20 protein-coding genes are annotated in these 21,843 nt (G+C 52.3%); 8 read left to right on the forward strand and 12 right to left on the reverse strand.

Annotation, left to right across the window (positions count from 1 at the left end):
* Positions 1–54: 54 nt before the first annotated feature.
* A complete protein-coding gene (locus ACYVC2_RS21175; protein WP_461105452.1) occupies positions 55–756 on the forward strand; it encodes a porin family protein in 702 nt (233 codons plus the stop codon).
* Positions 757–978: 222 nt separating this feature from the next.
* On the opposite strand, the gene ACYVC2_RS21180 is transcribed toward ACYVC2_RS21175, so the two are convergent.
* Together ACYVC2_RS21180 and ACYVC2_RS21185 are read right to left on the reverse strand one after the other, a co-directional pair.
* Positions 979–1,689: a hypothetical protein gene (locus tag ACYVC2_RS21180; protein WP_461105454.1), complete on the reverse strand. Its 711-nt coding sequence runs from the start codon at positions 1,687–1,689 to the stop codon at positions 979–981.
* 253 nt (positions 1,690–1,942) lie between these two features.
* Positions 1,943–2,254 (reverse strand): hypothetical protein, encoded by a 312-nt coding sequence (locus ACYVC2_RS21185; RefSeq protein ID WP_461105456.1) that lies wholly within the window; start codon positions 2,252–2,254, stop codon positions 1,943–1,945.
* Positions 2,255–2,369: 115 nt separating this feature from the next.
* Between ACYVC2_RS21185 and nhaD the strand changes: the two genes are divergently transcribed.
* Complete coding sequence (gene nhaD / locus ACYVC2_RS21190) at positions 2,370–3,665, forward strand: sodium:proton antiporter NhaD (RefSeq protein ID WP_461105458.1); 1,296 nt, start codon at positions 2,370–2,372, stop codon at positions 3,663–3,665.
* 144 nt (positions 3,666–3,809) lie between these two features.
* On the forward strand, positions 3,810–4,520 hold the full coding sequence (locus ACYVC2_RS21195; RefSeq protein ID WP_461105460.1) for a LolA-like protein: 711 nt from the start codon (positions 3,810–3,812) through the stop codon (positions 4,518–4,520).
* Between the two features lie 113 nt (positions 4,521–4,633).
* Here the strand turns inward: ACYVC2_RS21195 and ACYVC2_RS21200 are convergent, their stop codons facing one another.
* The 7 genes from ACYVC2_RS21200 to ACYVC2_RS21230 form a co-directional block, all read right to left on the reverse strand.
* On the reverse strand, positions 4,634–5,407 hold the full coding sequence (locus tag ACYVC2_RS21200) for a hypothetical protein (protein WP_461105462.1): 774 nt from the start codon (positions 5,405–5,407) through the stop codon (positions 4,634–4,636).
* A gap of 120 nt (positions 5,408–5,527) precedes the next feature.
* Positions 5,528–6,622 (reverse strand): exosortase N, encoded by a 1,095-nt coding sequence (xrtN, locus tag ACYVC2_RS21205; RefSeq protein ID WP_461105464.1) that lies wholly within the window; start codon positions 6,620–6,622, stop codon positions 5,528–5,530.
* Entirely contained in the window at positions 6,609–9,245 is a 2,637-nt protein-coding gene (locus ACYVC2_RS21210) for an XrtN system VIT domain-containing protein (RefSeq protein ID WP_461105466.1), read from the reverse strand. Before ACYVC2_RS21210 ends, xrtN begins: the two co-directional genes overlap by 14 nt.
* 90 nt (positions 9,246–9,335) lie before the next feature.
* Positions 9,336–9,635 (reverse strand): winged helix-turn-helix domain-containing protein, encoded by a 300-nt coding sequence (locus ACYVC2_RS21215; protein WP_461105468.1) that lies wholly within the window; start codon positions 9,633–9,635, stop codon positions 9,336–9,338.
* Complete coding sequence (locus ACYVC2_RS21220) at positions 9,632–10,279, reverse strand: hypothetical protein (protein WP_461105470.1); 648 nt, start codon at positions 10,277–10,279, stop codon at positions 9,632–9,634. Before ACYVC2_RS21220 ends, ACYVC2_RS21215 begins: the two co-directional genes overlap by 4 nt.
* Positions 10,280–10,333: 54 nt before the next feature.
* On the reverse strand, positions 10,334–10,699 hold the full coding sequence (locus ACYVC2_RS21225; protein WP_461105472.1) for a diacylglycerol kinase family protein: 366 nt from the start codon (positions 10,697–10,699) through the stop codon (positions 10,334–10,336).
* A gap of 46 nt (positions 10,700–10,745) precedes the next feature.
* Positions 10,746–11,447: a DUF1361 domain-containing protein gene (locus ACYVC2_RS21230; RefSeq protein WP_461105474.1), complete on the reverse strand. Its 702-nt coding sequence runs from the start codon at positions 11,445–11,447 to the stop codon at positions 10,746–10,748.
* Positions 11,448–11,621: 174 nt separating this feature from the next.
* Here ACYVC2_RS21230 and ACYVC2_RS21235 point away from each other — a divergent pair, with 174 nt between their 5' ends.
* From ACYVC2_RS21235 to ACYVC2_RS21250, 4 genes are all read left to right on the forward strand, one after another.
* On the forward strand, positions 11,622–12,248 hold the full coding sequence (locus ACYVC2_RS21235) for a Uma2 family endonuclease (protein ID WP_461105476.1): 627 nt from the start codon (positions 11,622–11,624) through the stop codon (positions 12,246–12,248).
* A 31-nt stretch (positions 12,249–12,279) separates the two neighbouring features.
* Positions 12,280–13,116 carry a nucleoside triphosphate pyrophosphohydrolase gene (gene mazG / locus ACYVC2_RS21240; RefSeq protein ID WP_461105478.1) on the forward strand — a complete coding sequence of 279 codons (837 nt, stop codon included), beginning with the start codon at positions 12,280–12,282 and terminating at the stop codon, positions 13,114–13,116.
* A gap of 109 nt (positions 13,117–13,225) precedes the next feature.
* Positions 13,226–13,975, forward strand: a complete 750-nt coding sequence (locus tag ACYVC2_RS21245) for a metallophosphoesterase family protein (protein ID WP_461105480.1) — start codon at positions 13,226–13,228, stop codon at positions 13,973–13,975.
* 210 nt (positions 13,976–14,185) lie between these two features.
* The gene (locus ACYVC2_RS21250) at positions 14,186–16,573 is read left to right on the forward strand and encodes an ABC transporter permease (RefSeq protein WP_461105481.1); all 2,388 of its coding nucleotides are present in this window, start codon (positions 14,186–14,188) and stop codon (positions 16,571–16,573) included.
* Positions 16,574–16,629: 56 nt separating this feature from the next.
* Here the strand turns inward: ACYVC2_RS21250 and ACYVC2_RS21255 are convergent, their stop codons facing one another.
* The 3 genes from ACYVC2_RS21255 to ACYVC2_RS21265 all read right to left on the reverse strand — a co-directional run bounded on the left by ACYVC2_RS21255 (position 16,630) and on the right by ACYVC2_RS21265 (position 19,992).
* The gene (locus tag ACYVC2_RS21255) at positions 16,630–17,580 is read right to left on the reverse strand and encodes an aldo/keto reductase (RefSeq protein ID WP_461105483.1); all 951 of its coding nucleotides are present in this window, start codon (positions 17,578–17,580) and stop codon (positions 16,630–16,632) included.
* A 211-nt stretch (positions 17,581–17,791) separates the two neighbouring features.
* On the reverse strand, positions 17,792–19,264 hold the full coding sequence (guaB, locus tag ACYVC2_RS21260; protein ID WP_461105485.1) for an IMP dehydrogenase: 1,473 nt from the start codon (positions 19,262–19,264) through the stop codon (positions 17,792–17,794).
* Between the two features lie 299 nt (positions 19,265–19,563).
* Positions 19,564–19,992 (reverse strand): DUF2141 domain-containing protein, encoded by a 429-nt coding sequence (locus ACYVC2_RS21265; protein WP_461105487.1) that lies wholly within the window; start codon positions 19,990–19,992, stop codon positions 19,564–19,566.
* A gap of 40 nt (positions 19,993–20,032) precedes the next feature.
* Here ACYVC2_RS21265 and recJ point away from each other — a divergent pair, with 40 nt between their 5' ends.
* Positions 20,033–21,775: a single-stranded-DNA-specific exonuclease RecJ gene (gene recJ / locus ACYVC2_RS21270; RefSeq protein ID WP_461105489.1), complete on the forward strand. Its 1,743-nt coding sequence runs from the start codon at positions 20,033–20,035 to the stop codon at positions 21,773–21,775.
* Positions 21,776–21,843 lie beyond the last annotated feature (68 nt).

Below are 21,843 nucleotides of genomic sequence, written 5' to 3' on the forward strand. Positions count from 1 at the left end.
GCTTTTGACGCATAGACGGTCCTTCTGCCGGATACTCTAAACAAAACAACGGGAATGAAACGGATTTACGGATTATTGCTTACAGTGCTTTTTCTTTCGACGCACACAACCCTGATGGCTCAGCACGCTTCGCTGGAATGGCGGGTCAAAGGCGGACTGAACCTATCCTATCTGGCGATCGATAACCCCTCTATCCCTAATCCTGCGCTGAAGCCTGGGTTCAATCTGGGAGTGAATGTAGCGTACCCCATCGGCGAAAACAGCTTCCTTCAGTCCGGGCTAGCGCTAACCCGGAAAGGAGCCCGGCAGATCGGTGAAGCACCCATTGGCTTCAACAGTCAGTATCTGATGCCCGGTCGTGAAGCCACACTGACCAGTAATCAGCTTTACCTGCAACTACCCATCTATTGGGGTTACCGAATAACCCTGGCCCCGACCACCCGGCTTGTCCTGACCGCCGGGCCGTACGTTGCCTACGGGTTTGGCGGAAAGACCCAACTAACCGGCGATATTATCTATGGCGATATGATCGATTACAGCACCGTGGAGCAGAAAACGTTCGGTAAAGATGGTCTCCAGCCGTTCGATATGGGACTGGGAACCGGCATTGGCCTGGAATTAGGCGAAACGCTTCTGACCCTTGGGTATGAATGGGGCCTCCGCAATATCGGACCCAATGGGGATGCTTATTTACCTTTTTATAAAAACAGCTACCGGAACCGGAACCTTTCCCTGTCAGTAGAATTCAAATTCTGACGGATAGATGTATTCGTTTTTAATGGATTAAATTCTTGATTGTTAGCTATATATAGCAGTAATTAGCTGTAGGCCTAACGCAGTGGTATGCCCCCGGAGGGGTCACATAGTTATAGAGATTAGATCGACTACAACTATGTGACCCCTCCGGGGGCATATCGAATGCATTTACCGATGCCTGATGGCTAAACCAGGCTACTTCAAGAAAAAAACCGCTCCGGTTTATTTGGAATAAAATAACGCCCAGCTTGGTTTGTAGGAATAAAAATTCCCGTTCTGGTCGAACTTAACATCGACGCCTTTATCGACCCGGAGTTCGCCCGTGGCTAGCGTAAGTGATACAGAATAATATTCTAGCTTGGTTTTGTCGATGGCCTGCCAGGAGGTGGCTTTCGAATCGGAATAACTTTTAATGAAATCGGCGGTATTGACTATGTATGCCACATCGGCATCTGTAATGGGGGCATTGCTGGAAAAACCACCCGGAATGCTGGAAGAAACCGTTACCCCGGCGACCCGCTGCGCCTTCAGCCGAATAGCCTCGTAGCGATCCTGACTCGAGGCCCAGGTTGTTTTATAAGCCACCCGAACCGTAAAGTTTTGTGTACTACCATCTTCGGCTGTCACGATGTACGTGACAGGATTGGTAAAGTTCTGCACACTTCCCGAAGCGGGTTTGGCGGTTGCCCCAGCCGGCAACGTAAACGTGAATTTCAGGGCCGTAAGGTCGGTGCCGCCGGGCACGGTCATCGTAAACGAGTTGGTAGCAGCATCGAACGTAGAGGTCGCTCCCGTGACGCCATCGACGGCGGGGCTGTCCAGACTCTTGGCCGAACTCTTTGGTGTGACAGAGCTATCATTTGACTTGCATTGAACCAGCAGACAAATCAGGAGCGGCAATAACGCGGGAGCAGCATTAAAAATGGATTTCATGCGGGTGGACTGGTTTATTTAGAATTAATGACAACTGAAAGAAGCCACCTTCGCCGGATGAAACAACAGCCAGCGAGTGGTTGATACTCAGTTGGAAATTCCCGCCAAACCACCGGAAGTAACGATGGGCCAATGAGTTTTTTACTAATTGTTGAGCAACAATATAGTCCAACAGGCCAGAAGAATCCAATTGAGCTGGTAATTTAGCTTTCAGAAAGCCCTTGACGTTAGTAAAACCAAGCTGCTTTCCAGGCTACAGATACTGCCAGAATCGCCAGAAAGGCCGGTTGCGGAGATACAACAGGTCTGCTTCGTTGACAAAGGCTTCGCGCTCGAAACTAATGTTTCGGTAGGCCTCGTAGTGGTCGCGGTAGTGAAACCGGCGGATGAGATATTCAATCCCGTACCAGAGATAAAAGAACAGGACGCCCATCTCCGCCTGCTGACGGAGGTGAATGCGCTCGTGATTGATCAGGACAGGCCCAGGGTTAGGCTTCCGCACCAGAATAAACGGAAACAGCGCCATTCCATCCGGGCGCAGCGACGAGACATGGACGACAAACATGCGGGTTGTTTTATCCGGTTTTCGCTCTGCGCCGTTGGGCGAAAGCCTGTTTATAAATCAGAAACAATGAGCCAGACAAAATTATTCATTAAGTATCGAATTGACCACCGTTCTTATGTCCTTATTACTTATCTGCTTGTTTGCCGCCGGTTATGTCCTGATTACACTCGAACATCTCATTCACGTCAATAAAACGGCTACCGCTCTGCTGACGGGCGTATGCTGCTGGACCGTCTACGCCGTTATGGGATCGGCCTCGGCCTCGGTCGTGCATCAGCTGGGCGAGTGCCTGACCAGCACGGCTGAAATTCTGTTTTTTCTGATGGGCGCGATGACCGTTGTCGAATTGATCGACGTACACGACGGGTTTACCCTGATTACTGACCGGATCGCCAGCCGGAATGTTCGTACGCTGCTCTGGGTAATGGCCTTGCTGGCGTTTTTTCTGTCGGCGTTGCTGGACAACCTGACTACCGCCATTGTCATGGTGTCGGTAGCGCGTAAACTGATTCAGCCAGCCGAACAACGGCGGATTATGGCGGGGATGATCATCGTTGCCGCTAACGCGGGGGGCGCCTGGTCGCCGGTTGGCGATGTCACGACTACCATGCTCTGGATCGGGGGGCAGATCACGACCATCAATATTGTGCAGATGCTGTTTCTGCCCAGTCTGGTAGCGATGGTTGCTCCGCTACTGCTCTTGATCCGTACATTCAGGCCAGGTACGCAAACAACCCGAACGACCGCACAGCAAGGCATCAGTCGGCCCTACGCGACCCCCGTTGCCCGACGCGACCGCCGACTGATGCTGGCAATCGGGTTGGGCGGTATGTTGTTCGTGCCGCTGTTTAAAACTCTTACGCACCTGCCGCCTTACATGGGCATGATGCTGGTGCTGGGCGTGATCTGGATCGCGTCAGAAGTGCTGCACAGCGATAAAGACGAGTCTGAACGTCGAAAATTCACGGCGGCCTATGCCCTCAGTCGTATCGATGTATCGAGCGTGTTGTTTTTTCTGGGAATTCTGCTGGCCGTCGGTGCGCTGGAAGCAACGGGTATTCTGCGGGAGCTGGCCGGAGCGCTCAACCAGTCGGTGGGTAGTCTGGACGTGATTGTGCTGCTGATCGGCCTGCTGTCGGCAGTGGTCGACAACGTTCCTATCGTTGCGGCCACGATGGGCATGTATGACCTGCAAACCCATCCGACCGATGCGAAGCTATGGGAGTTTCTGGCTTATTGCGCCGGTACGGGTGGGAGTCTGCTGCTCATCGGGTCAGCCGCGGGCGTAGCCGTTATGGGGATGGAAAAACTGGAATTTGGCTGGTACCTACGCAAAATCAGCTGGATGGCGCTGGTCGGGTATGTTGCTGGAGCGGCTGTATACCTGATCCAGTTCGCCCTGCTGGCGTAGCGCAGAAAACGCCGTTTGGGGTCAGTTGGGTGGCTGTTAATCTGATCGTTATCCCCACAAAATGGCTATCGAAACAACGGGTTCAGCGCCTTGCTGTTTTAGGTCCGATCCGCTACCTTTGGTTGAAAACATAGCCCCAAACCCATGAAAAAAACAGGAATTTTTGTGAGCCTGCTGTTGGCTTTTTGCCAGCTGGCGCTTGCCCAGTCTACGCCGACGGCCGAGGAGATAATGGACAAATACATTACGGCTATCGGTGGTAAAGATGCGCTGATGAAAGTAAATGATCTGACGACGAATATGTCGGCAGAAATGAACGGCAACGCCATCATCATTACCCGAAAGCAGAAGCTGCCCAACAAATTCTCGATGGTGATCAACGCCAACGGGATGGAGGTGATGAAGCAGACCGGCGACGGTTCGAAAGTTGTTATGGGAGGCATGCAGGGGAGCCGCACCCTCGAGGGGCCGGCGGCACAGCAGATGACGGCCATGAGTACACTTTTCCCGGAACTGCATTACGCCGAAAATGGGGTGAAATCGACCGTGGTCGGCACGGAAAAAGTTGACGGCAAAGAGACTTACAAACTCAGCCATACCACGGCCGATGGAGGGGCCACCTGGACGGATAATTTCGATCAGGCTACTGGCCTTAAAGTGCAGTCGACCGTTACCAACAAATCACCCCAGGGTGAAATGACGAACACCACCGTTTATTCGGACTACAAAGACACGAATGGCATCAAGTTTCCGATGACGCTGCAGCAGCAGTCGCCCCGTGGCCCCATGACGATGTCAGTTGATAACGTAAAAGTCAACAAGGGATTAAAAGATTCCGACTTTACGGCTCAGTGAATTTATAGTCATTCGTAGTCATTAATGGCCAGTTGTGGTCATTAGTAGTCATTGATTGTAAGCATTCGGCCACGAATCTATGAATGACAAGTAATGACCACAACTGACCATTGCTAATACGTGACGGGTGCCGTTGTTGAGCGTACCCGCATCCCGAAACCAAGACGAACGCCAGCGTACCAGCCGGAAAGCTGAATGCCAGGATTGCTGCTACTCACTTCCTGACTGGCATTCAACGGCGCATTGGCCGCCAGTCGATACCCTGCCACCAGACCAACGACAAAAGATCGCTCGATCGTCGAGCAGTCTATCTGACGCTGGCTGTACGGAAAACGGAGGTTCGCGGCTAGCCCTGCATCCAGACCAATGGTCGTGCTGCGAAGGGTTGTGGTTTGGGAAACCCCTGGATTGGTGAGCACTGAATTCAGAGCGGGCGTTGTGTTGCTAACCGGCGAGACCCGCAGGTGAAACGGTAACGAAACCACACTGAGCTGGGGTGACAGCTGGAACCGGTCGGTGCCGACCAGCCGATAGGAGCCACCCAGTTTAGCGTAGTACATACCGGCCTGGGCCTTATAGGTGCCGTTGGTAGCGGTTGTCCCCGAGCCGAAAGACAGCCCTGCTTCGGCATGAAACGACAACGGTCGGTTGGGACGCGAGAACTGAGAAGCAACGCTAAACGTAGGTAGTTGACCGGAAAGCGGGCTGTAACCCGCCTGCTGCAGCGCCTGGTTTAACTGACTTAAGTTAACGCTTTGCAAACCAATACCGTACGTAGTCACCGCATCATAATTCGTCCAGCGTTTCGCCGATCGCTGAGCTATACTTACCGGCGCGAGCAGGGCCGATGCCAGTAGCATTCCAAAGAAAAGATAAAGTGCTTTCATGGGCTTTATAAGAAGTTGTATTATAAAGCTAATCAGTTGATTCGGGAATTGTACAGAATAACGAAAGTTTAATAGTCACGCTTTTCCTGTATCCCGAACCCCGGGAAGCGCGCTTGCTGATTAGTGTGGCTTGTCGGTCGTGATATTGATCAGGGCAAAGCCCGTTTCACCCCGAAGCATGCGGCCACGCATCGTTAACTGGCTGATCGTCTTCGTCGAACCATTGCTGAACCACCAGCTCGTATACAGAATTTTTTCTTTTTTTTGCAGTTCACCCGCGTAAGCAGGATGGCCGTCGTACCAGGTTTCGCGCACACGCCGTAGGGTATACCCACTTCCACGCCAGCAAACCATTGGGTTGTGCTCGGCACTGAACCAGTCGGTTTGCGGTTTCAGATAAATCAACAGTCCTGACCTGAACAGCTTTGTAAATCCGTTGGGCATAGTATGGCTGTGAAGTCCGCTCGTATAAGTCGAGCCGATCAACGCCCGATACTGTTCGGGATCACTTGAGCCAGCCGCAGGTTTGTGGGACTGAGCAGCAAAGGCCATCAGCCCGATCCCGGCCGCCAGCAGACCCGCTCCCCAACCCAGCCCGCCCAGGGTTACCCTGGAGACAGACGTCGTTTCCGGACGTCGGGTCCGTTGTACCAGCCTCTGGGCCAGCAGCCACATAGGTAACCAGGCGTAAACAGCAACGCAAACCAGACCGATGCCTTCGTGAAGTGCGTTGCCGGGCATGGCTTCAAACGCGACCAGCAACACAATCCGCAAGAGGTTGCAAAAAATCGTCAGGCCAAATGCCGATAGCCCGTATATGAGTACCCACCGAAACGGCACGGATCTGCGCAACTGCCGTTCGTGCCAGATCAGAGCGAACAAGGCAACCAGGAGCGATACACCCGTCATTTGCAGGCCCATACAGGCCGGATCGACCGCCATTTCGACCGAGCTGTTTGCGCCTGAAGTCTTAACAAGTACATTGCCTTCCACCTGCACCGGCACCCCGACCAGGCGCAGTAAACCACCGGCCCATGCACTTAGCTGTAGCCGGATCGGGAACATGAAAAGCGCGGATACGTAGCGCAGGCCCGGCGACAGGAGCAAAAGAACCAGCAGACGACCTACCCAGCGAAATTGTCGGGATGGGCTGGGTAGGCCGACAAAGAGCAACAGTGCCACCGTCAGCAGGGTAGTCAGGTCAATGAACGGCATACCGCTTCTGCCAGAATAACCAGCCTATCAACCCCAGCACCATAATCAGCAGCGCCCATTCGTGCGGTTCGGGAACGGCACCTTCCTCTTTCAGGGTTGCGTTGTCGAGGCCAGCATGGTCTTTTTTGATGCCGAACCGGTTGTAATCGTTATCGCTTTCGAGTACGATCAGGCTGGATAATGGAGAGACCACATGTGCACGCTGAGCCTCCTGGATGAGCTTATCGGTCTGGTAATTTTTGACGAAATAATGCCGCCCGATGTCTGCCAGTAGTCGATTATAGCTGAACAGACGAGCCAGGTGATCCGGCGCTACCGATGCCGTTGCTGGATTAGCCTGCGTTTTGCGAATGCCGACTCCGGCTTCCGGGAGTATAACCCAATTGGCCTGATCAGACTGCCGTATGAACTGATGGGTTTCGAGAAGCCGCTTTGTCAGGTCATCCCGTGTGCCCTGCATAACGGTCAAGACCCGCAGTTCTGCCAGCGATTTGAGGTATGATGCGGGTTGGGATTGTAACGAGAAGGTGTGGATAGAAGCGGTTTGTTTCGCCAGGAGACTAAAATGGTCGGCAAAGCGACTGTCGCGCAAGTCGCTCAATGACGGGGATATCGTTGTCCCTTTGGTAACGAGTAAGGCCGTCGCCGGTTGCGTGATGCGGTAAACGGGGAACAGGCTGAACGATTGTTGTTTCAACTGAGCATACAGGTCATCCATATTCTGAGAAGTCAACGGTTGTAGACCATCCAGAAAAACCCAGGCTTTTGCTCCAGCCTGCGTAGTAGCCTCATAAACGGCTTTCACCTCATCGGCACTCCACTCCGAATTGATGTCCAGAAATACATCGGTGGGCTGGAATCGTTTATACGCTGGTCGATACGCGGCCATTTGGTAAGCTTCCTGGCCCAGGACAAACGCGCCCGTTGACAGCGCAGGAGCCAGGAACCGAAGCGACCAGTCAGGGTCGTAGCGTCCCTGATGTGTCAGCGCACGGTCGGTCAACCGATCGAAAAGCCAGGGTGATTTCAGATGTGCAGGGGCCAGATCGAAATCCACCTGGATCAGCTCATCGGCATGGCTGGCGTCGGGCCCTTCGAAAGAAGGAGTCTGATAAATCAGCACGTCGTTATCGAGTTGTAAGGGCGACGTAATGCCCAGCTTCACCCGCCGGTCGTCGCCCGCCCGGCAGGGAAACACCCGCACCGTAACGCGGTTGCCTTCCTGCCAGTATACCACCGATGGATCACGCACGGCCCGGCGCGATTCGACCGCTACAACAGTGCGATAGGCTGAATCGGCTTTGGCTACCGTAGTCAGATAAGCGGGCTGCTCCTGACCATTGACCCACAGCGACATAGACGAAACCACAGAACCCGGCGATAGCTGAAAGGTTAGTAACGCTTCTTCCGTAGTCGTGTGGGCCTCATTTCGAATTCGGATTGTCTTTTCGGTATAACTCAGTCGATACTGCGGCCAGATACGCACCTGCGACACGACTTCTTCAGTCGTTAGGTGCCGTCCCGTCCAGAATTTCTCTTCGGTGTTGTGCCGGTCTGCCGATATGGTTTTGAATACGGATAATTGTTCTTTGTCTGAAAGCACATTGGTCGGAAACAAACGTGAGGCAATGACAACCAATGGGTCGTGCCAACGGACATCATCGAGCGACGTTCGCGTTCCCGGTATCCAGCTACCTCCGTCGAAGAAGCTTCCCTGGTCATACACCTGATTGCTGAGTAAGAAGCGATCGGTAATCCACCCCGGCTTCAGACGCTGGGCAATGAGTACCCAGTCGGGCAGGTCGCTGGTTTTGCGGACGATAGCCTGTTGTTTGGTTCGCTCGATCTGGGTTCGTGTTTGTGTCCAGCCTACCAGAAACACGCTAAGGGCAATGATCGGCAGACAGAACCCCACCACAACCCCTAACCGCAGGTGTTCTTCCCGACGGGTATCCTGCCAGAGCCGTTTTCCCAGCGAAATCGCGAAAGCCAGCGGTACGAACGAGTGGATAGACAAGCCTAAACCAACAAGCATAGGAACGCTAATGATGTAAAGTTCAATGACGTAGATAGCCATGTAGGCAAAGAGCCACCAGCCAAACGCCAGTGCTGCATAGAGCAACTGCTGGGCACGAACCGACAGGAATTCCTTCCAGGCATAGCCTGCCATCGCCAGCCCCACCGCTACTAGTGCCCAGCATAGCCACCCTGTCGATTGCTGAAAAACGGGAATCGTTCGGTTGAGAGCGTAGGCGCTGATGAGCCAGAGCAATAGGCACAGCCACCGCGTATGCCGCCCGTCGGTATAGGTCTCCTGTCTGTATTTGAAATAACCTTTAGCCGATAAGTCTATTGAAAACCAGACGGCCAGGCCATAATGGAAGAAGGCCATCAGCAAATCTGTATCGGCTTTCTGCTGTGGATCAAGCCCAATGTCGTACACAAAAAAAACAGCTCCTGATAAAACAAGGAGGATAAAGCCGAAACGGAACACAGGCTCACGAAACGGTGCCCAAATCGAAAGTCGGGTTGAAGAGGATACATTACTGTCTCCGGATTCGGGCTGAACAGCAGACCAATCGGGTTCGGCCGGTTGAATTGGTAGTTGTGTCTCAGGTTTCATATAAAAAGTACTTTGTATTTAAAAGTAAAAATGGCTGATCTATGCGTTCGCAAGGGAAGTGCGATCGGTCAGATGTGGGTATTGGTCAGGTTACAGGTTCCTGATAAACTCTTCGAGGGCGTTCAGGTGGTCGGTAAAAGCCTGTTGTCCTGGCTGGGTAGCCGAATAGGTTGTGTTGGGTTTACGCCCGACAAACTGTTTCTGCACAGACACGTAGCCTGACTCTTCCAGCGCCCGCAAGTGTGTAGCCAGGTTGCCGTCGGTCAGGCCGAGCAGTTCTTTCAGCGCGTTGAAACTCATGAATTCGTTGACCATCAGAACCGACATAATACTGAGTCGCGCTTTGCTCTCGAAGGCTTTGTTGAACTGAGCCAGGAGGTCATTTTTCATGAGGAAGTACGTTCGTATTTGTAATACATCGTCAGGCCGTACACAATGTGCAGCACCCCGAAGCCAATGGTCCAGGTCAGCAGGTTCGAGCCGGGCCAGAATAAAGACAGTAAACCGAGCCCGATTTCGCAGTACGCCAGCGACTCGACATCACGCAGGGTATATTTGCTGCCGTTGAGCAGCGCCAGCCCGTAAAAAATAAGCGTAGCCGGAAAGGCCATCCAGATTAGATTGTAGTGTAACAGTGCCAGACAGAAGACCCCCCCGACGGCCAGCGGAACCGCCAGCGCCCATAACAGCCGCTGCGACGCTTTGTTCCAGACCGATTGGCCCTGACGACGCGCTTTGCGGACCGTAAAATATACGCCGGACAACAGGGCTAGGATTAAGACCGCCACGGCAACGGTTACCAGAAACTGCTTGAATCCCAGGGGATTGGTCTCGGTAGTAGGGCCAAGCCGGTAGTCGCTGATGGCTGCGAACCAGTCGGTTTCCCGGCGCATGTACACAACAGCCGCTCCGGCCAGGGCAACCAGCCCGGCAGACACCCCTGATAAGCCACTGAGCGAGAGAAACTTGGAGGAGCGCTCCATCAGGCTGCGGATTTCCGTCAGCGTTTGTAAATGTTCACGCGATTCGTACATGATCTTTAGAAACGAAAGAATAAGACAAGCTCGCCAGAGCGAGGCCAAGGTTCACTAAAATAAGGCCAGCAAATGACTGCCGAAAATGATCAGTCCTACGCCAACCGCCGTAATCGTCAGGAGCAGGACTGCCCCCGACGACAGATCCTTGATGGCCTTGATTTGCGGATGGATACCCGGAGACACAAAATCGCATAGCTTCTCGATGGCTGTATTGAACGCTTCCGCAGCCCACACCAGCCCGATCTGCGTCAGGACGATTGCCCATTCGGTGCCGCTCAGGTCCAGGAAAAAGCCAGCCAGCATGACCAACCCCGCCACCAGCAAATGAACTTTGGCGTTATTCTCGAATCGGAACAGGTCGATAACCCCCTGTCCGGCGAATCCGAAACTGCGTATGACCTTGCGGAGATCAATCATTCGGCAAATCTACCACTAAAATAAATCTACCCTGAATTACCTGCATTTAGTCGGTCGATTTAGCGTCATGTTCGACATACCAGTAGAAAGCTACGTACAGCGCGATCAGTACGAAGCCGTAACCCAGAGTTAGTTTCAGACTCAGGTGATCGCGGTATGCACGGGCAATGGCCCAGGTCAGCGACGATGGCTTGGTCAGTACATCCCAGCTGTTCCACCGGCCGAAACGGCCCAGGTAGATGCCGAAGCCCGATAGCATCTGACTTGTCAGGATCAGCACCCAGGTCAGCCACAGACCCGCCATGGGCCGGATCATCCGATGAACGAGCAGGATCGAGTACAAACCGATCAGCAGACCCGTCAGCGCAAACAGGAACAGCGTCATGGTGTCGAACCACAGGAGCGGATCGTCGATGTGCTTGATGTGATATAGGTCGGTAATGATGTACGGCGCATTGGGCAGAAAAGCTAGCCAGACGAGTAGCCCGAACCCTAAAAGCCACTGGCTCCGGAAACCGCTTTGCCGCAGATCGCGCAGTACGAGTACGACCCCTAGCGGAAACCAGGCCAGAAACACATTCCAGGTTAGCATGACGAAGAACCACCAGTTGCCCGTCAGTAGACCCCGAACGATAACTAAACTTAAGCCAGTTAGGGTCAGGAGGGTGAGCGCCTGGATCCCTTTTCCCGGCCGGGCATCCCGCGGTAGCAATAAACCAGGATTGTAAACAGAAAGTGATTGTGGCATATATAAAAGTACTTTGTTTTGCAAAGTAAATAGAGTAAGCCAATGCCAGTCAAGCGATTCAGTAAAAATATTTTCAATGGTTCAGCACTGACTCGATTTGCGGATAGGCCCAATCCCATTCTGTTCCCGCCTTTGTCTGATTTTTGTTACCTTTACCCAAAACCAAGGAGAAAGATGGTAGCGGTTGAAAACCTGGCAGAATACCTTCTGGAGCAACTCAAAACGAAGGAAGTGGTGCGTGTACCCGCTTCTGAAGCCGAGTTTCTGGAGATTGCCCCCGAATTTCCGGGCCGATTGGAATACCAGCAAGGTGAAATTATAGCCATGAGTTTAGCGTCTGCCCTGCATGAGTTGATCGTCTCGTTTATAAGTCGTTTACTAACGAACTATTATTTTGACAAAGATTTTCTGGTGACCAGCAGCAACGCTGGTTTGCAGATTCCGCGGGCTGACGGCAGCTACTACCAGCCCGATTTGATGGTGACAAAAGGCACCTGGCAGTTTAAAGAAGGCTCGAAGTCGATTATTACCAACCCGTATCTGCTGGTCGAAGTGATGTCGCCGGAGACGTACCGGTACGATAAAGAAGACAAACTGCCGTTGTATAAAGATGTTCCGACATTGCAGTACCTGGTCTACGCGGCTCAGGATCGCCCTTATCTGACGGTTTACCAGCGAACCGACCAACCGGATGTCTGGCTGAATACCGATTACAAAACCATCGACAGCATTGCTCAACTCGGGGATTTGTCCCTGCCTTTGCGCGAGATTTACCATAAAATACAGTTTTCGCAAGCCTAAAAACGGGTTTGCCGATCAGGCGATTGACTCAATGAAGCAATTTAACGATTTACCCGTCCGCCGTCAGGAGCAGTTGATGGCGTTCGACCGGCTGCTGACCATCATGGATGAGTTACGCGCTCAGTGCCCCTGGGATCGCAAACAGACGATGGATAGCCTGCGCCACCTGACTATTGAAGAAACGTATGAACTCTCCGATGCCATTCTGGAAAAAGATCTTCCCGAAATTCGCAAAGAGCTGGGAGACATTCAGTTACATCTGGTGTTCTATGCAAAAATTGCCTCTGAGTTAGCCACCGAAGCGGCCGGCCGCTTCGACATGGCCGATGTGCTGAATGGTGTCTGCGAAAAACTCATCAGCCGGCATCCGCACATCTACGGCGATACCGTTGCGGAAACCGAAGAGCAGGTGAAAGCCAACTGGGAACAACTTAAACTTAAGGAAGGCAACAAGTCGGTGCTGGGTGGGGTGCCGGGTTCACTGCCTGCCCTGGTAAAAGCCATGCGAATTCAGGAGAAAGCGCGGGGTGCGGGCTTCGACTGGGAAGAAAAGCAGCAGGTATGGGAGAAAGTGGAGGAAGAGATGCAGGAGTTCAAGGCCGAATTCAACGTCGAATCGGACACGTCGATCGATCTTCAGCGCGCTGAAGGTGAATTTGGCGATCTATTGTTTTCACTCGTAAACTACGCCCGGTTTATCGACATCAATCCCGAAACCGCGCTTGAGCGAACAAATAAAAAATTTATCAAACGCTTTCAGTATCTGGAGCAACAGGCCCGCACAAATGGCAAAAGCTTAAGCGAAATGACCTTAGCGGAAATGGATGTGTACTGGAACGAAGCCAAAACAGCACCCGGATTATTTTGATTTTACGGCTCGATCCTAATTTTGCGTTCCGCAAAAGTTGAATCTAAAATCAAGGTCGGCCCATAAAAATACATCAATCCCGCCAGGCCGCCGGAGCGGTTTAGATCGTATGAGAATAGCGTTTATTACGGATATACACATTGGCGCTGAGGGCGAACGACCACAGGGCGTCGATGTTCGACAGAACTTCCTGGATGCATTGGCCTTTCTGACGGAACTGAAACCCAATTGCCTTGTCATTGGCGGTGATATCTGCAGCACAGTGGGCAACCGAAGCGTTTATGAGTGGGTAAAGGACCAACTCGATGACCTGCCCTTTCCGTATTACATCGTTTCGGGAAACCACGATGAGTCGGTGATGATTGCGGAAGTATTCCGGATGACCCACGACCTACATCAGAACGAGTTGTATTATGCCCTGCCGCTGGAGGGCCGCCCGACGCTGTTTCTGGATTCGTCGAAGGGCGCACTGTCAGACGAGCAGTGGACGTGGTTACATGATTATATGCATGCGCTGCGCGATAACAACGTGCTGATATTTATGCACCATCCGCCCGTGCCTGCCGATGTGGCGTTTATGGATGCCCATTACCCGTTTCGGCAATCGGAGGAATTTATCAAAATGGTTGCGGATCAGGCCTGCCATATAACGGTCGTTTGCGGCCATTACCACGTCGAGAAAGAAGTGCAGTTGGGCGATTTGCTGGTGTTGCTGACGCCTTCGACCTTCTACCAGATGAAACAGGACACCACCGAATTTGCGGTCGATAACTACCGGATCGGTATTCGCGAGCTGAACCTGACGACGCACGGCACTAACAGCACGGTTCATTACCTCGACCCGCAGGCTAGCCGCTAAAAGGTGCAACGTATTTAGGGACCGAACGAAAACGGCGAAACCAGTTTTAGCAGCTTTTGGCTATTGTCCCGGATCGTACGGACTATGTCCGTTTATGGACGGTCTGGCGACTGTATTAGAATCGCCAATAGCTCTACTGCCAGCAAAAGGCATTTTTTCGTCCTGGCAACTTATTTGCTGCTGACTTCCATAGCTTCCCTGAGTTATGACATGCTACTAAGTTATCTTACAATTGCCTGGCGGAATGTAGTCCGCAATAAAGTGTATAGTACCCTGACCTTGCTGGGCCTGGCCACGGGTATGACCTGCGCTATTTTGCTGGGTCTGTATGTGTTTGATGAATTACAGTACGATCGATACCACCGGCATGCCGCGCAGATACACCGGGTAAATCTGCATATCCGATGGGCCGAAAATGAATATAAACTGGGCATCGCATCGGCTCCCATCGGCCCCGCTCTCCGGCAGGAATACCCGGAAGTCAGAAACGTACTGCGGGTAAAAACCAGTAACGAAGCTTTGTTGCGGGTCGGCGAAAAAGCGCTGTATGCTAAGCAGATCATCTACGCTGACGCTTCACTGTTCGATTTTTTCGACTATGTCTTTGTCGAAGGAAGTCCGCAAGAGGCTCTTACCCGCCCGACGAACGTGATTCTGACAAAGAAACTGGCGCTGAGGCTGTTTGGAAAAACCAGTGGTTTGCTGGGTAAAACCGTCATGCTAAAAGAGAGTATGCCATTTACGGTAGCGGGCGTTCTCGACGAAGTTCCTGCCAATCATCATCTGAAATTCGACGTCATCCTGCCCTACACCAACGATAAAGCCAGTGGGATCAATCTGACCAAGTGGGATAGCTTCAACTCGTTGGTGTACGTGCTGCTCAATCAGCCGAGTGACCGAACGGCGCTGGAAGGAAAAATGGCTGGTTTTTACAAAAAATACATCGCTAGAGCCATCGGCGACGAAGGTGGTAGGAAAGTTCAGTTCGATATTACGTTTCAGCCATTGGTCGATATGCACCTTCACTCGACGCACCTGATCGGTGAAGAAAATGGCAGTAACATAGCGTATGTCTATACGTTTTCGGCAATTGGTTTGCTTATTCTGCTGATTGCCATTGTCAACTACATTAACATGGCAACGGCCCGATCGACTGGGCGAGCCAAAGAAATAGGCGTTCGCAAAGCCATCGGTTCGCTACAAATTCAGTTAATCCGGCAGTTTCTGACAGAATCCATGCTTCTATCGTTTCTGGCCTTGTTGATTAGCTTACTACTGGTCGGTGTGCTCTTACCTCTCTTCAATATCATCGCTGATAAGAGCCTGATCATCGGCCTGAACGTGCAGACGGTGGCGCTGTTGACTGGCTTAGCCTTCCTGACAGGGCTGGTCAGTGGTGTTTACCCGGCCTTTGTTCTCTCCCGATTCAAGCCCATTACGGTGTTGAAAGGTACGTTCAGCGTCAGGGGGAAAGGAGCTTTGTTAAGAAAGTCGTTGGTTGTATTTCAGTTTACGATTTCAATGATTATGATCGTAGGCACTCTGGTTGTGTACCAGCAGTTGCAATACATGCGGCATTCCCAGCTGGGCTTTAATCAGGAACAGGTGATAACCGTTCCGCTCAAGGCGCCATCCGTTCAGCAAACGGCCATGGTGCTAAAGAACAGGCTGTTACAAAACCCTATTGTTCAAAGCGTGAGCCTGACGGATGGCTCGCTGGGGGGTGACCCGAATAACAAGACGACTTTCAGTTTTTACGCCGGAGGAATCGAGCAGCCCGTCAGCACTGAATATTTTTCCGTCGATCCCGACTTCCTGAAAGTACTTCAGATCAGGCTAAAGGAAGGTCGTAATTTTTCTTCTAAATTGATCAGCGATTCAACGGGAGCGGTGCTGGTCAACGAAGCGATGCTGAAGCGCTTAGGCTGGAAACATCGAACCGCGGGTTTAATCGAGTTCGATACAAAAAAGATACCCATTGCCGGGGTTATCCGTGATTTTCACCTGCGATCGCTGCATAATCAGATCGAACCGCTCGTCTTGATTCTTCACCCCGATCGGGCCGACAGGCTGTTGGTTCGGGTGTCGGCCCAGAATATACCAGCGGCTCTTGCCTATGTAAGCCAGACGTACGAAGCGGTAAATCCGAATCAGCCTTTCGAATACTCGTTTTTAGACCAAACCTTCGCCGAGCAGTATCGTTCCGACGAACGAAAAGGTCATCTCTTCATTGGTTTTTCTGCCATGGCGATCTTTATTGCCTGTTTGGGGTTGTTTGGCCTGGCGACCTTTACCGCCGAGCAGCGCACCAAAGAAATTGGCGTTAGAAAGGTGCTGGGAGCTTCTGTAATGAGCCTGGTGACGTTGCTTTCGGCTGATTTTCTCAAACTGGTGCTGATGGCGATCGTTCTGGCCGTACCCATTGGCTGGTATGCAATGCATGGCTGGCTAGCCGGGTTTGCGTATCGCATCAGCCTGGCCTGGTGGATGTTTGCCCTGGCAGGATTGCTGGCCGTTGGCGTAGCCCTGTTGACGGTTGGTTACCAGAGCATCAAAGCTGCGCTCATGAATCCAGCCAGGAGTTTACGGGCTGAATAAGTTGTGAGAGCGCGGATACAGTCAATCCGAGTACCCACAACTTATTCAGCTAAACATTAAAAAGCACTGGCCATTGTCAATTTGGTCAAGGCCGAATCGTCTAGTTTCAGAGCAACGGCTTTAGCAATATCCCCAAATTGGGTTAGGTTGGTTGCGCTGACAATCGGAGCTGTCAGGCCGGGATGCTGGATGAGCCAGGCCAGCGACACTTCTGCCGGAGTGGCTTTATAGTCTTCGGCCACTTCGTCGAGCGTTTTGAGAATGCGATTGCCCCGCTCATTCAGGTATTTTTTAATCCCTGCGCCACGCTGGCTCTTGGCCAGATCCGCTTGCGAGCGGTATTTGCCGGTCAGAAATCCGCTGGCCAGCGAATAATAACTGATAACGCCAAGACCGTACTGCTCGACGATGGGCGCATACTGCGCTTCGTATTTCTCGCGGTCGTATAAATTATACTCGGGTTGCAGGCACTGATAAACTGCGTAACCCGCGTTGGCGCTGATCTCAAGCGATTGGGTCAGGCGTTCGGGCGAGAAGTTAGACGCGCCGATATAGCGTACTTTACCGGCTTTGATCAACTGGTCGAACGTGTTCAGGGTTTCTTCGATCGGGGTTGTCAGGTCGTCGTAATGGGCCTGATATAGATCGATATAGTCGATTTTCAGGCGTTTCAACGAATCCTCGACCGATTTCAGGATGTAGGCTCTGGACAGATCTTTTTTATCTGAATCGAACCGCGAGCCTACTTTGGTGGCAATGATGACCTGATCGCGCTTTCCTGATTTTTGGAGCCAGTTTCCAATAATCGTCTCCGATTCACCGCCTTTGTTGCCCGGTGCCCAGCGCGAATACGAGTCGGCGGTATCGATCAGGTTGAACCCGGCATCAACAAACGCATCGAGTAATTGAAAAGAGGTCGATTCGTCGGCTGTCCAGCCAAATACGTTGCCGCCAAAAGACAGCGGAGCCACCGATAAGTCGGAATGGCCAATAGTCCGTTTTTCCATCAGGTTGTTCGTTTGCTCATCAGGCCAATGGGGCCAGGCTTATTGAAAACGATGCGGATTACAGGACTGTTCAATACAATAAGGCATCTGGCTGATTTTACTGAACAGAGGCCGTAAACGGTTACCGACAGATCAAAGAATACTACTTCTTAACGATCACTGGTAAACCCTTACGGCCTCTGCGGTTTATTTAGTTTGTCGTACTTGTGCTTTATCGCGACGAATAGTTCGGCGCTTCTTTCTGGATCTGAATATCGTGCGGATGGCTTTCGCGTGAACCAGCTGTCGTGATTTTCACAAATTTAGCCTGCTGCAGGGCCGGAATATCGGGGGCACCGCAGTAACCCATCCCAGCTTTCAACCCACCTACCATCTGGTAAACGATCTCCGAAACTTTGCCCTTAAACGGCACTCGTCCAACGATTCCCTCCGGTACCAGCTTCTTGATATCGTCTTCCGCATCCTGAAAGTAGCGGTCTTTCGAGCCGTCTTCCATCGCTTCGACCGATCCCATACCCCGGTATGTCTTGAACCGACGCCCTTCGTAGAGCACCACTTCGCCGGGTGCTTCCTCTGTTCCGGCCAGCAACGATCCAATCATAACCGTACTGGCACCACCTGCCAGCGCTTTGGTAATGTCGCCCGAGAAGCGAATGCCCCCGTCGGCAATGACCGGAACATCGGTACCCTGCAGGGCTTTGGCCGACTCATATACCGCTGTTAACTGAGGCATACCGATACCGGCAATGATCCGAGTGGTACAAATACTGCCCGGCCCTACACCTACTTTAACGGCGTCGGCACCCGCATCGGCCAGCGCTTTTGCGCCTTCGCCCGTCGCCACGTTCCCCGCTATGACCTGAAGTTTCGGAAACTGCTGTTTGATGTTCCGGACGGCATCGATGACTCCCTTCGAGTGCCCATGCGCCGTATCAACGCTGATTACGTCGACGCCCGCTTTCACGAGGGCTTCGATGCGCCGGGTTAGATCGGGGGTTACGCCCACAGCCGCGCCCACGCGTAAGCGGCCCAGCTCATCTTTACAGGCATTCGGATGGCTCTTTTTCTTCAGAATGTCTTTGTAGGTGATCAGGCCGACCAGGTGATAATCGTCGTTGACGATCGGCAGCTTTTCGATGCGGTACTGTTGCAGGATGCTCTCGGCTTCTTCGAGCGTCAGGCCTTCGCGGGCTGTAATCAGCTTTTCGCGGGTCATCACGTCCGTAACCGGCTTCGACAGCTCAGTCTGGAAGCGAAGATCGCGGTTGGTCAGAATCCCGACCAGCTTGCCGGCCTCATCGACCACCGGGATACCCCCGATTTTGGACTCGCGCATGATCTTGTGCGCGTCGCCCAGAGTAGCCGTTTCCAAAAGCGTAATCGGATCGATGATCATACCACTTTCCGACCGTTTCACCTTCCGGACCTGTTCGGCCTGAGCTTCGATGCTCATGTTCTTGTGGATGATGCCAATCCCGCCTTCCTGGGCCATGGCAATGGCCAGTGCCGATTCCGTAACGGTATCCATCGCTGCCGAAATCAGCGGGATATTCAGGCGAATTGCCCGGGTAAGTTGGGTTGTAGTTTGCGTATCGCGGGGAAGAACCTCCGAATAGGCGGGCAGGAGCAGTACGTCGTCGTAGGTGAGAGCCTCGTAGAGAAACTTACTGGTATCTAAGCTCATGTGCAAATAGCAGGTTGTGTTATTTGCCGGGTAAAATTACAAAAAAAATCCGAACCGCAACGGCGGCCCGGCAGGATTTATTTGATCTAAATGATTTTTATGATTTTGTTTTATACCGGCCCGAACGACAGCAACGCCAGTTATAAACGCATGGTTCCAGTTTTTCAACGCATAAGAAAACAACGCATAATCAGGTAATCGAAGCCGTGGAATAGCAACAGTCAGGGCCGCTCCAGAGGAATGCCTACATCAGTGTAGTTAATAAAATCACATCAATGCTGCCGGGCCACCGTTGCGGTTCAGAACTTCTTCAACGCGATACTGATCGATTTGCCGCTGGCACTCACGTTGAACTGGCAGTCGCTGAATTTAGGAGCCGACATTTTGGGCCGAAAATTATTGCTGAAGCCGTAAGGTTCTTTAGGGATACCGAATACCCGCTTGTCCATCTTGCCGTTGGCATTTTCGTCGTGAAAAACCGCTACGGCATATTCGCCCGGTTCAACCGAAAACGTCGTCTGAACGCTATGGCTGGTCGCGTCTAGCTTTTTGCCTTCGAATGGCTTGCCTTCAGGAAAATTATTGCCAGCCTTGTACAAGGCAATAAAGACGGATCCCTGCAAGGCCTGAACCTGCTGAACTTCAACCTGTAAATTGACTTTCTGGCGAGCCGCCGACGGGGCTACTTCGGATGCGAGGCAATGGATCAGCAAAAGCAAATAGAGCATAAACGCGGGGTTTTTCTAAAAACGGATTTATCTTGCGTATATGATAGCCCAACTACCCCCACTCACCAAACGCTGGAAGACCAAACCCGTTCCTGACTCGGTTGGGCAACGGGCGGCTATCGAGGCATTAACTCACTCGCTGGGCATAAGTTCATTTTTAGCCGCCCTATTGGTGCAACGGGGCGTGACCTCCTACGACGAAGCCCGCACGTTCTTCCGGCCCGAGCTAAGCCATTTGCACGATCCTTTCGACATGAAGGACATGGATCGAGCCCTAATACGGTTGCAAATAGCAATGCAGCCCGAACGGCAGGAGAAAATTCTGATTTACGGCGATTATGATGTGGACGGCACTACTTCGGTGGCGCTGGTCTACAGCTTTCTGCAACGCTACCACCCCTACATCGATTATTACATACCCGATCGTTATAAAGAAGGGTACGGGATTTCGAAGCAGGGCATCGAATGGGCAGCCGAAAACGGGTTTTCACTCATTATTGCGCTCGACTGTGGCATTAAATCCATTGATCGGGTGGCTGAAGCCAAAGCGCTCGGCGTCGATTTTATTATCTGCGATCACCACCGTCCCGGCGATGAGATTCCGGATGCTGCCGCCGTACTGGACCCCAAACGGTCGGACTGCGCCTATCCTTATAAAGAATTAAGCGGCTGTGGGGTTGGCTTTAAATTGCTTCAGGGGTTCTGTATGCGTCAGGGTATTGCTTTGGACGAGTTATATCCAAGCCTCGATCTGGTAGCGGTGAGCATTGCATCCGACATTGTGCCGCTCACCGGCGAAAACCGGGTAATGGCCTACTACGGCTTAAAATTTCTTAATTCGGCACCACGCACGGGGTTAAAGGCGTTGATCAAAGTAGCGGGCTTTTCGCGGGAGCTGGAAATCATGAACCTAGTGTTTGGCCTGGGGCCGCGCATCAACGCAGCCGGCCGGATTCAGCATGCCAAAGCCGCCGTGCAACTGTTGCTGGCCGAGTCGGAAAAAGAGGCCGACGATTTTGCGATGGCCATTAACAAACATAACAACAGCCGCCGTGAATTCGACAGCAGTATGACCGAACAGGCACTGGCCATGATCCGGCAGAACGAAGCCCTACTACATGCCAAGAGTACGGTTTTATTCGACGCCAGCTGGCATAAAGGGGTTATCGGAATCGTCGCGTCGCGGTGTATCGAACATTTTCACCGGCCAACGATCATTCTGACGCAGTCGAACGATAAAGCCGCTGGGTCGGCGCGGTCGGTGCCGGGTTTCGACGTATACGAAGCCATTGAAGAATGTGCCGACTTGCTGGAACAGTTTGGTGGACATACGTTTGCCGCCGGTATGACCATGCCCGTCGACAACATTGATGCGTTTCGGCAGAAGTTTGAGGAAGTGGTATCGCGGAAGATCAAAGACGAACACCTGACGCCCTTGATCGACATCGATCTACCGCTCGACTTCAGCGAGATTACCGATAAACTGGTTCGGATCGTTAAGCAGATGGGTCCCTTTGGCCCGCACAATATGCAGCCGACGTTCATGACCGAGGATGTATATCTGGTCAGTGAACCGATTATTATGAAAGAGAAACACCTGAAAATCAACGTGCGCCAGGGGCGGTCCGGTCATACGCTCACGGCTGTTGGGTTTGGACTGGCTCATGTTGCCGATCAGCTTCAGCCGGGCAAACCGTTCGCGATCTGTTATCAGGTCGAGCAGAACTTCTTCAACGGAAACGTATCTCTGCAGTTGATGCTCAAGGATGTGAAAGGGCAGTAGCTAGTTATGGGTTGCTAGTGGTTAGTTGCCTGTAACCAGTGCCTGTCATCTATCCACTACTAGAAAGT

The organism is Spirosoma koreense, assembly GCF_054777875.1.

Excerpts from the sequence above, each read along its gene's own strand:
- ACYVC2_RS21175 (WP_461105452.1), top strand. The coding sequence starts at position 55 with ATGAAACGGATTTACGGATTATTGCTTACAGTGCTTTTTCTTTCGACG.
- ACYVC2_RS21180 (WP_461105454.1), bottom strand. The coding sequence starts at position 1,689 with ATGAAATCCATTTTTAATGCTGCTCCCGCGTTATTGCCGCTCCTGATT.
- ACYVC2_RS21185 (WP_461105456.1), bottom strand. The coding sequence starts at position 2,254 with ATGTTTGTCGTCCATGTCTCGTCGCTGCGCCCGGATGGAATGGCGCTG.
- nhaD (WP_461105458.1), top strand. The coding sequence starts at position 2,370 with ATGTCCTTATTACTTATCTGCTTGTTTGCCGCCGGTTATGTCCTGATT.
- ACYVC2_RS21195 (WP_461105460.1), top strand. The coding sequence starts at position 3,810 with ATGAAAAAAACAGGAATTTTTGTGAGCCTGCTGTTGGCTTTTTGCCAG.
- ACYVC2_RS21200 (WP_461105462.1), bottom strand. The coding sequence starts at position 5,407 with ATGAAAGCACTTTATCTTTTCTTTGGAATGCTACTGGCATCGGCCCTG.
- xrtN (WP_461105464.1), bottom strand. The coding sequence starts at position 6,622 with ATGCCGTTCATTGACCTGACTACCCTGCTGACGGTGGCACTGTTGCTC.
- ACYVC2_RS21210 (WP_461105466.1), bottom strand. The coding sequence starts at position 9,245 with ATGAAACCTGAGACACAACTACCAATTCAACCGGCCGAACCCGATTGG.
- ACYVC2_RS21215 (WP_461105468.1), bottom strand. The coding sequence starts at position 9,635 with ATGAAAAATGACCTCCTGGCTCAGTTCAACAAAGCCTTCGAGAGCAAA.
- ACYVC2_RS21220 (WP_461105470.1), bottom strand. The coding sequence starts at position 10,279 with ATGTACGAATCGCGTGAACATTTACAAACGCTGACGGAAATCCGCAGC.
- ACYVC2_RS21225 (WP_461105472.1), bottom strand. The coding sequence starts at position 10,699 with ATGATTGATCTCCGCAAGGTCATACGCAGTTTCGGATTCGCCGGACAG.
- ACYVC2_RS21230 (WP_461105474.1), bottom strand. The coding sequence starts at position 11,447 with ATGCCACAATCACTTTCTGTTTACAATCCTGGTTTATTGCTACCGCGG.
- ACYVC2_RS21235 (WP_461105476.1), top strand. The coding sequence starts at position 11,622 with ATGGTAGCGGTTGAAAACCTGGCAGAATACCTTCTGGAGCAACTCAAA.
- mazG (WP_461105478.1), top strand. The coding sequence starts at position 12,280 with ATGAAGCAATTTAACGATTTACCCGTCCGCCGTCAGGAGCAGTTGATG.
- ACYVC2_RS21245 (WP_461105480.1), top strand. The coding sequence starts at position 13,226 with ATGAGAATAGCGTTTATTACGGATATACACATTGGCGCTGAGGGCGAA.
- ACYVC2_RS21250 (WP_461105481.1), top strand. The coding sequence starts at position 14,186 with ATGCTACTAAGTTATCTTACAATTGCCTGGCGGAATGTAGTCCGCAAT.
- ACYVC2_RS21255 (WP_461105483.1), bottom strand. The coding sequence starts at position 17,580 with ATGGAAAAACGGACTATTGGCCATTCCGACTTATCGGTGGCTCCGCTG.
- guaB (WP_461105485.1), bottom strand. The coding sequence starts at position 19,264 with ATGAGCTTAGATACCAGTAAGTTTCTCTACGAGGCTCTCACCTACGAC.
- ACYVC2_RS21265 (WP_461105487.1), bottom strand. The coding sequence starts at position 19,992 with ATGCTCTATTTGCTTTTGCTGATCCATTGCCTCGCATCCGAAGTAGCC.
- recJ (WP_461105489.1), top strand. The coding sequence starts at position 20,033 with ATGATAGCCCAACTACCCCCACTCACCAAACGCTGGAAGACCAAACCC.